At 51.6% G+C, this 11,918-nt stretch carries 10 protein-coding genes; 9 read left to right on the plus strand and 1 reads right to left on the minus strand.

Annotated elements, in window-relative coordinates:
- Window positions 1-31: 31 nt before the first annotated feature.
- From K6Q96_RS12745 to K6Q96_RS12785, 9 genes are all read left to right on the plus strand, one after another.
- Window positions 32-964 (plus strand): ChaN family lipoprotein, encoded by a 933-nt coding sequence (locus tag K6Q96_RS12745; RefSeq protein ID WP_251876226.1) that lies wholly within the window; start codon window positions 32-34, stop codon window positions 962-964.
- Window positions 965-1,104: 140 nt separating this feature from the next.
- Window positions 1,105-2,061 carry an AAA family ATPase gene (locus K6Q96_RS12750; RefSeq protein WP_251876228.1) on the plus strand — a complete coding sequence of 319 codons (957 nt, stop codon included), beginning with the start codon at window positions 1,105-1,107 and terminating at the stop codon, window positions 2,059-2,061.
- Window positions 2,062-2,066: 5 nt separating this feature from the next.
- Window positions 2,067-3,008: a DUF58 domain-containing protein gene (locus K6Q96_RS12755; protein WP_434802168.1), complete on the plus strand. Its 942-nt coding sequence runs from the start codon at window positions 2,067-2,069 to the stop codon at window positions 3,006-3,008.
- A gap of 2 nt (window positions 3,009-3,010) precedes the next feature.
- Window positions 3,011-3,526, plus strand: coding sequence for a DUF4381 domain-containing protein (locus tag K6Q96_RS12760; protein ID WP_251876232.1), 516 nt, complete (start codon window positions 3,011-3,013; stop codon window positions 3,524-3,526).
- Window positions 3,519-4,484 carry a vWA domain-containing protein gene (locus K6Q96_RS12765; RefSeq protein WP_251876234.1) on the plus strand — a complete coding sequence of 322 codons (966 nt, stop codon included), beginning with the start codon at window positions 3,519-3,521 and terminating at the stop codon, window positions 4,482-4,484. The genes K6Q96_RS12760 and K6Q96_RS12765 overlap by 8 nt, the downstream gene beginning before the upstream one ends.
- Window positions 4,477-6,426, plus strand: coding sequence for a vWA domain-containing protein (locus K6Q96_RS12770; RefSeq protein WP_251876236.1), 1,950 nt, complete (start codon window positions 4,477-4,479; stop codon window positions 6,424-6,426). The genes K6Q96_RS12765 and K6Q96_RS12770 overlap by 8 nt, the downstream gene beginning before the upstream one ends.
- 13 nt (window positions 6,427-6,439) lie before the next feature.
- The gene (locus K6Q96_RS12775) at window positions 6,440-8,101 is read left to right on the plus strand and encodes a BatD family protein (protein WP_251876239.1); all 1,662 of its coding nucleotides are present in this window, start codon (window positions 6,440-6,442) and stop codon (window positions 8,099-8,101) included.
- Window positions 8,102-8,415: 314 nt separating this feature from the next.
- Complete coding sequence (locus K6Q96_RS12780) at window positions 8,416-10,161, plus strand: trypsin-like peptidase domain-containing protein (protein WP_251876241.1); 1,746 nt, start codon at window positions 8,416-8,418, stop codon at window positions 10,159-10,161.
- The gene (locus K6Q96_RS12785) at window positions 10,158-10,913 is read left to right on the plus strand and encodes a protease inhibitor BamI-like protein (protein WP_251876243.1); all 756 of its coding nucleotides are present in this window, start codon (window positions 10,158-10,160) and stop codon (window positions 10,911-10,913) included. The genes K6Q96_RS12780 and K6Q96_RS12785 overlap by 4 nt, the downstream gene beginning before the upstream one ends.
- Before the next feature lie 213 nt (window positions 10,914-11,126).
- Here the strand turns inward: K6Q96_RS12785 and yfbV are convergent, their stop codons facing one another.
- Entirely contained in the window at window positions 11,127-11,576 is a 450-nt protein-coding gene (gene yfbV / locus K6Q96_RS12790; RefSeq protein WP_039850371.1) for a terminus macrodomain insulation protein YfbV, read from the minus strand.
- Window positions 11,577-11,918 lie beyond the last annotated feature (342 nt).

The following is an 11,918-nucleotide window of genomic DNA, read 5'->3' on the forward strand; positions in this document are numbered from 1 at the left end:
GTTTATCTTTCTATACAGGGAATTAGCGGCTATGAACTTACGCTTTTTAGTTTTCTCTTTGTCTTTGTTAGCTGGTTGTTCTGCATCAACCACTTTAACTAAGACAAAGACGCTTTATGACTACAAAATAGAATCGGCCTCTAGCCAGCACTACAGTTTAGAAGCGTTGACCAGCGAACTTCTCGCCGCTGACGTCATCCTCGTTGGCGAATGGCACACCCATCCTGGAATACACCTTTTCCAAACCCAACTACTCGCTACACTGGCTTCCCGTCACTCCAATATCGCTCTTTCTATGGAGCAATTTTCCCGTGCCGATCAAACAGTTCTTGATGGGTACCTTGCCGGAGATTTCGGCGAAAACAGCCTCCTCAGCAAAACCAATGACTGGCCAAACTACGCAGGCAGTTACCGCCCACTGGTTGAATATGCCAAAGCCCATGACTTGCCAGTGATTGCAGCCAATGCCCCGGAAGACATTGTTCGTTGTATTGGCCGAGAAGGTAAAAGCTATCTTGATAAACTCTCGGCAGAAGAACGTGGTTGGGTCGCTAAAACCTTGAGTGATGAAGATTCACCATATAAAGAGAAGTTCTTTGCTACCATGTTCCATGGCGATGAAACCAAGACTGAAAACCAATATCAGGCTCAGATAGCGTGGGACGATACCATGGCGGAAAGCATCGTCGACTTTTTAGCGGAAAACCCGAGTTATAAGGTGATGCATATCGCTGGCGCTTTTCACGTTGAAGGCGGTCTTGGCATTGCTGCCCGCATTCTCGCGCGCAACCCAGACCTCAGTATCGCAGTTATCTCACCACAAACTGACGACGCAAAACGCCACTCAGAAAACGGCGATTATCGCTTAATTGTCAATTCATTACCGCCACAATGGATTTCTACAGAAGAAATGAACCAAGCCATATCCTCAATGCGCCATGGCGCTAACGTGTCTTGCGAGTAATACATTCAGGGGAGGCGCTCTCCTCCCCTTGAAATTCCCACCTACAATCCATATTTGTTTTCGAAAGGAACCTTAGAAGCCTCTCACGGTCTGACTCAGGTCACAATTTCACTCTGTCTATCTCAGGGGTAACAAAAGCTATGTTAGCGGATACGTTTCAACGACTTAACACTTACCTGCAAAGTCAGGTTATCGGTCAACCTGAACTGGTTAAGCAACTGCTCATCGCCCTTCTGGCGGACGGACATATTCTGGTAGAAGGCCCGCCGGGACTGGCAAAAACCCGCGCGGTTAAAATGCTGTCTGATTGCATCGAAGGGGATTTCCACCGCATTCAATTTACCCCTGACCTCTTGCCTGCCGACCTGACAGGTACGGACATTTTCCGCCCTGAAACCGGCGAGTTCACCTTCCAACCGGGACCGATTTTTAACTCACTGCTGCTGGCAGATGAAATCAACCGTGCACCCGCGAAAGTGCAGGCGGCCATGCTGGAAGCCATGGCGGAAAAGCAAATTACTGCTGGTAGAAAAACCTACCCATTGCCTGAGCTTTTCCTTGTGATGGCGACACAGAACCCAATTGAGCAGGAAGGCACATACCCGCTGCCAGAAGCACAGCTTGACCGCTTCTTGCTGCAACTGAACGTGGATTACCCAGACGAAAGTAGTGAACTAGACATCCTGCGCTTGAACCGCGGTGAAGCACAAGGCATTGCCAAAGAAGAGGCCGTTCACCTCAAGCAAGAAAGCATTTTTGAAGCGCGTAAGGCAGTGCTGAACATTCACATGGCCGATGAAGTCGAGAAATACATCATCCGACTGGTGATGGCGACACGTCAGCCAAGCCGATACAGCGACAGACTGGCAAGCTGGCTGCAAATGGGCGTGAGTCCGCGTGCAACCTTGGCACTCGACCGATGCTCTCGCGCACACGCATGGCTGGCAGGGCGTGACTTTGTTACACCGGAAGACGTACAAGCCATGGCCTATCCTGTGCTGCGCCACCGCCTACTGCTGAGCTACGAAGCACAGGCAGAAAGCATTGCCGCAGACGCAGTCGTGACGCACCTTATCGAGCAGGTCGCAAGTGTATGACCGACATGCGTATTGAGCTGCCAGCACACAGTGATGGCGTCAATGTCTCTTTAGCAGAACTGCTGCACTATCGCCAACAAGCGGTGCGCTGGCTGCCGCCTGCGCTCAGCATTTGGTCGCAGTTAAGCGGTCAGCATGCCAGCCGTCAGAAAGGGCGCGGCATGAACTTCTCAGAGGTGCGTCCGTATCAGCCGGGTGATGACATTCGCGCGATTGATTGGCGAGTGACAGCGCGAACAGGTAAAGCCCACACCAAGCTGTTTACCGAAGAACGCGAACAACCAGTCATGCTGATGATTGATCTCAGCACCAGCATGAAGTTTGGCTCGCAACTGATGCTGAAATCGGTTCAGGCGTCGCACTTTGCCAGCCTGTTGAGTTGGTTAGCAGTCAATCAACAAGACCGTATTGGCGCGGTGATTTACAACGGCGTTCGCTTGCGTGAATGCAAACCGACGGCGCGTCAGCAAGGGCCTTTGCGTCTTATCCATACCTTGATGGAAGCGCACGAAGAAATGTTGGCGACGGACTCACAACCTGATGCCAGCGCAGATTTTCACAGTGCGCTTCGTCACTTGCATCACCTGTGTCCGAAGGGTAGCGATATTGTCATCGTCAGCGACTTCTATGCGCTGAAAGCCGAGGACAAACGACGCCTCAGTCAGCTTCGTCAGCACAACCGCATTCAGTTTGTGCGCGTGTTTGACCCACTTGAACAAGGGCAAACTGATTACCGCGGCCATGAACTGGTGGCAGACAACAGACAAACCGCGTGGCTCGATTTCTCTGCGAAAAAGACCCGCGATGGATTAGCAAAACAGTATCAAGAGCAGCAAGGGTTTATTGCCGACATGGCGCGCTCGCTCGCCATTCCGATGCACAGCATCAGCGCGGCCATTCCTTTACTCAAGCAACTTGGCACCTCTTCAATGAAGGCTAAGCACTAACCATGGCAAATAGTGTGTCTACTCCAACGCTGCCATTGGCAGATATTCATCTTCAACAAGCACCCGGTATTTGGCCGCTGGCGTGGGGTTGGTGGCTGGTGATCGCTGCTGTGCTTGTCACATTGGCGCTCATCTTACTTTGGCTCCGTAAACGCAAAACGCATGTCGCAGCACGCAATGAGGCGCTGAACGCCTTGGTGCAAACCACTTCTATCTCGGATATCAATGCTCTTCTAAAACGTGCAGCGCTGAGTTACTTCCCGCGTGAAACTGTCGCGGGATTAACTGGCGAGCGCTGGCTGGCATTCCTTGATAGCCAACTCCCCGCCGCGCAACAAGGCTTTGTCGCTGAATCCGCCCTTTGGCTAAAAGGCGTATTTTCTAACGCGCCACCAACAGACGCCGAACTCACTCAGGCAAGAGCCCTTGCTGCACGTTGGCTGCAAAAAGCCATTCCGCCTAAGTCGCAATCCGCGCTAAGCACATCTTCGTCGAAATCGGAGGCTCACCATGTTTGAGCTTGCTTGGTGGTGGGCGCTCTTATTATTGCCGCTTCCTTGGCTGGTATACCGCTTTGTGCGCCCTATTCCCCGCCCAGCAGCCATTCACCTGCCTCAATTGCCGCAAGGTCTGGGTAGCCAGCAAACGGGCAGCCGTTTGCGCATTGTGCTGATGTCCTTGCTTTGGATAAGCCTTGTCGCAGCGCTAACTCGCCCAGTTTGGTATGGCGACCCCATCCAAATTCAACCGGAACACCGCGATATGATGCTCGCGGTTGATTTATCGGGTTCGATGGAAATCGAAGACATGCTGCTGCCAAGTGGTGGCGCCATTAATCGTTTAGATGCGGTCAAGCACGTGCTGTCAGAGTTTATTGGTAAGCGAGATGGTGACCGCTTGGGCTTAGTGCTCTTTGCTGACCATGGCTATCTGCAAACTCCTTTAACGCTCGACAGAAATACCGTTGCGCAGCAACTGGAGCGTGCCGTGCTTGGGCTGATTGGTAAGCAAACGGCGATTGGCGAAGGCTTGGGTGTCGCCACCAAAACCTTTATCGACAGCAAAGCGCCACAACGCGTCATCATCTTGTTAAGTGATGGTGCCAATACTGCGGGTGTGATTGACCCACTGGAAGCCGCCAAGCTTGCCAAAGAATACGATGTGACGATTTACACCGTTGGGGTGGGCGCTGAGGAAATGCGCCAACGCAGCCTGTTTGGTTCTCGCGTCGTGAATCCTTCTCAGGATCTGGATGAGCGCATGCTTTTGGCTATCGCACAATCGACAGGTGGCGAGTATTTCCGTGCACGTAACCCTGAAGAATTAGAGAAAATCTATCAAATCATCGATCAACTGGAGCCTATTTCCACCGTGCAGCAAACGTGGCGCCCACGCGATGAAATGTTCCGTTATCCACTGGCGTTAGCCCTGTTGTTGTCGGCATTGATTGCCGTCTTAAGGAGACGCAATGGCTGATTTTACTTTTGTGTATCCCATGTGGCTGCTCGCCGCCATTCCGCTGGCGTTGCTTTTACCTTGGCTGCGCGAGAAAGCGCAAAAGTCAGGGCTAATTGCCCCGCATTTGTCGGCGCTGCTGGCGGGCGGTAATGCCACAAACAGTAGCAGGAAACGTTGGCCTATTGGCGTATTGGCGCTGGCTTGGTTGCTGGCCGTACTTGCATTGGCGGGACCAAGTTGGCAAAAAACCGAATTGCCTGCGGTGAACCTTGTCGGTGCCCGTGTGCTGGTGATGGACATGTCGCGCTCTATGTACGCCGAAGACATTGCGCCAAGCCGCTTGGCGCAAGCTCGCTTTAAAGCCTTGGACATGCTGCCAGGCTGGAACGAAGGCAGTACGGGACTGGTGACTTATGCGGCAGACGGTTACATCGTCAGCCCGCAGACACAAGATGCAGCGACGCTGAAAAACCTCATTCCTAACCTTTCCCCCGCGTTAATGCCTATCGCGGGCAGCAATGCAGCAGCGGGGGTTCAACAGGCTATCGACGTACTCAAGCAGGCAGGATTTGCCAAGGGTGACATTATCGTGATCACTGATGGCATGAGTGAGAAAGAGGCCTCTCGCACATTGAACCTCCTAAATGGCGATGACTACCGCGTTTCTATTCTTGCGGTGGGCACTCAGCAAGGTGCGCCTATTCCGCTACCTGACGGTTCGCTACTTGAACAAAATGGCAGCCCTGTGATTGCCAAGCTTGATCTTGCGCCTTTGTCGGAAGTCACCAAAGCAACAGGTGGTTTACTGCAAATGTGGCAACCGACCGATCAGGACGTCGACACTCTGATTGCCTTCACTGATAAGCCGCTTTCCGGTGCCGCAGACACCGCGAAGAAGACCATTGAAGAGCGCATCAACGATGGCTATTGGTTGATTGTCCCTTTGTTCTTTCTTGCGCTGATGAGTTTTCGCCGAGGCGTGGTATTGGCCGCCCTGTTTTTGGTGATGCCAATCGAGCACGCCAATGCCAACGTCTTTAAAACCGAAGACCAACAGGCCTATTCGCAGTTTGAAGCGGGTGATTACCAAAACGCTGCGGAGACGTTCGAATCGCCGCAATGGAAAGGCATAGCGCAATACAAAGCAGGCGATTACCAAGGTGCGGTGGATACGCTTTCGACATTGAAAGACCCAACTTCCCAATACAACTTGGGGAATGCCTTGGCACAAGCAGGCGACCTTAAAAAAGCCGCGGACACTTACCGCTCCTTGCTGGACGCAAATCCTGATCATACAGATGCGAAACGTAATCTCGATGTCGTGGAACAAGCGCTGAAACAACAACAACAACAACAACAACAACAAAACGGTGGCGAACAAGAGTCGCAACCGCAACAAGGTAACCAAGACCAACAAGACCCATCTGAAGGGCAAGATAGTCAATCGCAGGACGGCCAATCAGAGCAAAATCAGCAGGGTCAGCAGGGTCAGCAGGGTCAGCAGGGTCAGCAGGGTCAGCAGGGTCAGCAGGGTCAGCAGGGTCAGCAGGGTCAGCAGGGTCAGCAGGCTGAAAATAGCCGCTCCGGCTCAGAAGACAAGACATCCGAAAGCGAGGCTGCATCTAACGGCGACTCACAGCCTAAAACAGAGAAAGGCGACCAAGCGTCTGAATCAAAGAGCAACGCTGCCAATACCCAAGAGGGGCAGCAAGGGGATGATCAGAGCACTGAATCTGACGCAGCGATAGCAAAACAAAGCAGCGAAGATGGCGAAGAGCCAAATGCGCAAGCGAGTGCTAACGCAGGGGAAAGCGGTGACAGTAATGGCTTACAAGCCAGCCACCCCGTACTGAAAAAACTCGAGCAAGTGCAGGACGACACTGCCGCGCTAATTCGCGCTCAACTCATTCTACAGGCAAGGGAAAAAGATGCCCCTGAGCCAACAGAAAATTCATGGTAAACGAACAATGAGAATGACACGTTTAACATCCCTTGCTCCATATCGCCGCACTGGCGCATTCTTGCTGGGATTGGTATTGCTCTTGGCATCAGGCTCTGCGCTTGCGGCCTCTGCCGAAGCGACTGTATCGCAAAATGTGGTCCCTGTTGGCGAGGCGTTTCAGCTTACCGTTTCCGTCGATGACAGTGTCGATAACGAAGCGCTCGATTTATCGCCGCTGGATACAGATTTCATCTACGGCCGTCCGAGCGTCAGCAGCAACACTTCTATCATCAATGGCAGTATGACCCGCAGCACGGTGTGGCGCGTTGCGGTCGCGGCGAAAAAGATGGGAACCTTCACCCTGCCTAGCCTAGACATTGAAGGCATGAAAACCGAACCCATTACTATTCGGGCGGTGGAAGCGAGAGACAAAAGCGCAGCACAGGACACTGAAACCGTAAAACTGACCGCGACACTCGATCGCAACGCTGGCTACGTCGGTGAAACCTTTAACTACCGTGTCCGCTTAATGATTGGCACCCAATTAGACTCCCCTGCGCTTCAAGCGCCATTTGGCGATGGATTGGAGGTGAAACAAGTGGGTGAAGATGTTCAGGCAGAGGCTGTCGTTAATGGCCGCCGCTATGTTGTTATCAGCCGACTTTATCAAGTGACGCCAGCCAAAGCAGGACAGCTAACACTGGAGGGCGCGGTATTTAGCGCTTCAGAAGTGAAAGGTCGCCGTGGTTGGGGACCATCACTGGGTGTTCCTATTGCCCGCCAAGCGGAGTACATGACGCTCGACATCAAAGAAAAACCGAGCGATTACACTGGGCTTTGGCTACCAACACCTTCTCTGGAGCTGACGCAATCTTGGCAACCCGATGCGATATCAGAGCCTTTGGGTATCGAGGTTGGTGAAGCTATCAATCGTGAAATCACGTTAAAAATTAAAAACATTGAGCAAAGCGCGATGCCGGATATCGCTATCGATTATCCACAAAGCGTGCGCGTTTATGCGGATAAGCCCGAGTACAGCCGCGATGGTGATTACACTGTCATGACGCTCAAACAGGTGATTATTCCGCGCGAAGCTGGAACCGTGATCTTGCCTGCGCTCAGCATCAATTGGTTTAACACCATTAGTGGGCAAAAACAGACCAGTGAGATTGCGGGCCTTCAGCTGGATGTGAAACCAGGCAGCGCTGTCACCGCACCATTACCACAAACACCCGATGTGTCTGCACCTCAAACGGTAACAACAGCGCCGACAACTGCGGCCACTGTAGTGAAAGATGCTGGTATCTGGCCTTGGGCGACGGGCATTTTTGCGCTGCTTTGGCTCGGCACACTGGTTTTGTACGTTCGCAAGCGCCCGGTGCTCAAAGTTAAGGAGTCTGCCGCCCCTTCCCGTAACGTCGCAGAAAGTCCGCTTCAGAGTGTCATTGAGGCAGTTAACGCCAACGACACCGTTAGAGTAGCAGCCGCAATGCGCGTCTGGGACAGATCTGTCCTGCCAGACACCCTTAACGCACAAATTGATGAGGAAGTTTCCGCCATGATGGCAAGCCGTTACGCGCCATCATCTTCAGTATGGAAAAATACTCAGCTGCTGGCACTTCTGAAAAAAGCAGGAGAGGAAGGAAAAGCCAAACGCCTATCCCGACCACGCCATTTAACCGAATTGTTGTGAGACAGCTAGTCTGGAAAAAATGCCCCTGTGGGGCATTTTTTCGTTCAGAGGCCACGGATAACGTTGATGGCGAATACCCGCGCGTTTCTCCTTCAGACTGGCACGAAACCATCGCTTTGGTCCCAGGTTCGCCCCCAAACTGCCCTGCATCACATATCTATTAGGATACCAGACGGGCATTAGAGACTCGCTGCACTTCCGTATAACAAAAGACTGACTGAGAAAGCGCTTAATTTCATACGTTATTAAGAAAATAGCCCCAATGCCCTCCATCTACTATTGGCCGAACTTTCACATGGACAGTCGCTAGTATTATGTTTAATAAAAATAATCTGAAGCAAAACCCTTCCCTAAACCGCACAGTCGCGCACTGCATTTCATTGGGAATGCTCACCCTTTCTTCTCAGGCTTTCGCCGTTGGTATCAGTGACGCCAAGTTCATCGAACTTGGTGGCTCACTCTCAAACGATCAAGCCACCGTCAGAAAAGTTTATGACCACTTAAATCAAATCTCGCGTGAACAAAGATTCGACGCCGTAGGCCGTATCATTGCAGGCGGCGCGCTTTGTACTGCCACCTGGCTGGGTAATGAAGGAGACAAAGCCGTCATCCTCACCGCCGCTCACTGTGTGCAGGGTGATAACAAAGCTCAGGAGTCAGTCTATACCGGACAGAATGTCTCCTTTCGCACCGGAGACGGCAGGCTGATAGCTTCAGGCACTGCGACGACCCACTTTATCGGCTACACGGGCTGCCACTCTGACATTGCAATAGTTAAGGCTCCTCTGCTCACTTCACCGATAAATGCGAAAGGTGGTGCAGTTCCCCAACCCGTGATTGCTGACGCACCAGATTTCAATCAATACGTTGGAAAACCTATGACGCTCGCAGGCTACGGTATTCAAGGCACCCCTAGCCTTGGGAAAGTTTCCAGCGGCCGTGCGTATGGTTTAGGGCATATTTCACGCGATGTTGGTGGCTGTCTGCGAAATCCAGCCAACACAGAAGAAGCCTGGGCGTTTGGTGCGCCAGGTGATAGCGGTTCCACTACTTGGCAATGGCGTGAAGGCCAGTTTATCGGTGTGGGGGTCACTTCATGGTGGGCGGGGTGGAATGGCCGCCAGTCAGGCCATGGCCGCGTCGCACCGTATCAAGACTGGATGAAGAAAACCTACCCGGAAATCAGCACAGTCACCCGCTCCCGCACATTGACCGAAACCGAGAATGTGGTTTTGAATGATGTGGAAGCGCGGGTAAAAGGTACTGTCTATTACCTCGCTGGCAACAATGTTTCTGGCCCCACCTCCCGCAAGTGGGCTTATCCAAGAGGCTTCTCGGCACTTTCCGTGCCTATGGTGAACCAAACGACAGGTCAAACCCATAACATCAAACTCCGTGCCCAACGTCAGACTTGGTGTGGCTGGGGTGAAATGAACAATGGCGTCTACTGTTCACCGGATGCAAGCAAAGGCGGCTTAAAAGTTTGGTTTGATGCCAACGACAACGCTGCTGCGCCTGCTGGCTTGTATCAAGCCGATTTCTCCCTCGCAGCAAAAGGCTGGCATGATCACAGCTACAACGCTGACATTGCGCTGAAAGCCAATATCCTTGTCGGCAGTGATTCAGCGTTGGAAGGCACCGTCACTGCATTTTCTGCTGCAACGACTATTCGCTATGACAGCACGGTCAACGGCTCGGTCTATTACTTGCCTGAAGGTAACGTTCAAAGTAATGTAAGCGGCAGGGTTTGGAGCGGACACTTCAACACCTGGACATCACTGGACGTACCTGCCATCAACAAAAACACCAAAGAATCGGCCACTGTTACACTGCGCGCATCCCGTTATGTTGGCTGTGGCTGGAGCGTGATGAACAATGGTGTTTATTGCTCCAATGGTGCAAATTACGGGCAGCTACGAGTCTCTTACCATCCAGAAGACAATGCCACTCTTCCTGTCGGTGATTATGAAACCTTGTTTAACATCCGCGCACGCGGTTGGCACTCTGACTTTAATAAGCTGCTGAGCTTCAAGCTTGATGTAGAGAAAGGTGCTCAGTGAAAACGTCACTGATTTTTCTGGCACTGGCTGGAATCCTGATTTTCTTCGCTATCAGGCTGCTTGAGCCTGCCGCGCCCGATGAAAGTGTCGCCATTGTCGTTGAAGATTCGGGGGCCTCTATCCCCGACTCTTCGCGTGTTTCGATACCAGCAGACAAAGCAGGGCCGACCATTTCTGCTGCTGTCTCTTCAACACAAAGCAATGAAGCAGCCAGCATTCACATTATGGCCCCGGAATCCGACTCCGTGGATGAATATTTGGCAGACGTTGCGACCCTTCCACCAGCGAGCAACAGCGACGAACCAGCGCCAAAAGAAGAAACCACCCCAGTGTTTTTTGATGCAGAGATAACCCTTTGGCAGCCTGTATCTTCTGCCAAGTCTGTGTTTGAAAACTATGGGGCAGTCGTGTCGCTCAGTGAAGAGCACTTTATCGAGTTTGATGAGTCCTTACTTGAAACACTGGAGGTTGGGCAGCGCTTTACCTTGCCCAAGTTGGGAGAAAGCCGTCAGCAGGTAATCGTCACGCAACAGGAATATTGGGAACATGGCGCCACCAACTGGGTATTCTTTGATAACAAAGGCCAACCTGCCGGCAGCCTGACAAAGACTCAAGATGGCGTTGAAGGTATTTTTCAAATGCCTGATGGTGTTTACCACCTTCTCACCCGAAACGGCGTAGGCTGGATCGCTGACGAAGCCACGCTTATCAGCGCGAGCGAGCAAGCTTTCACGCGATTGGATGCCAACTAATACCAATCACAGTAGGCAGCTGATCAGAAATAGCGCAGGAAAAATGCTCGGGAACAAGGCGAAAAATTTCGATAAGTAGTTACTCTACAATCAAATTTTTCAGCGCAGTTATCGAGCATTTTAACAAGCTAGTATGAGCAGACATTTACTACGATTTGTATAAAAACAAAAACGCCCCAGCACAAGCCGAGGCGTTTTTTCTTTCGGGCAAAGTTAGAACCAGCGTTCCAGCGAGGACTTATCTAGCTGTTTAAATGCGCGGTTCAGGGTTTGAGCCAGCTCTTTGTAGCGTGGGCGGCTTTTCATTGGCTGCACGGCCCCACCTTCGCTGACAATCTTCTCATGCAATTCGCGATACCAACCCGCCAGCGCAGGAGGCAGTTGTGTTTCGCGGCGTTTCCCCAACCACCACATACCTTGTAGCGGCAAACTCAGTGCAAACAAAGCCATGATCATGGCTTGCGGCAAACCTGAGTAGTTATTGAAGGCCATTTGCATCAAAACGCTGATGACGGCAACAGCAGGCATCACTTTAATCGCAAACTGGGTTGCACGGATTACTCGGTTTTCCGGGAACATCGGTGCCAGCTCTTTTCGAACCGGCCATTCCGTCATGTACTTCTGACCATCACGGAACGCGTTCCACATTGATTTATTACTCATATGGCGCATACCTCTCAAGCGATGTCTCTGTATCATCGGCTAAAAACTTGCTGCAATCTTTAAAACAAAGTTGATAAACATTAATTCAAATCAATTAATACTCAAAAATTTTTGTTATCTGGCGCAAGTATCGCTAGACTTAGCCGACCTAAATCAATTGTTGCTCGGATTTGATTATCTCGCAACCACTGAAACGCCAAATGGATGACCGGCAGCGCAACAAATCACCAAAGATGGTGGGCCTGTAGGACAATCTGTCTGGCGTTTTTCGTTGCGTACCCGGATATGTTGACCGGTGTGGCAAAAAACTGTTTCAAAAAATGAAGCAATCACACCATGAAG

Origin of the sequence: Grimontia kaedaensis (genome assembly GCF_023746615.1) — a bacterium.
Lineage (GTDB): Bacteria > Pseudomonadota > Gammaproteobacteria > Enterobacterales > Vibrionaceae > Enterovibrio > Enterovibrio kaedaensis.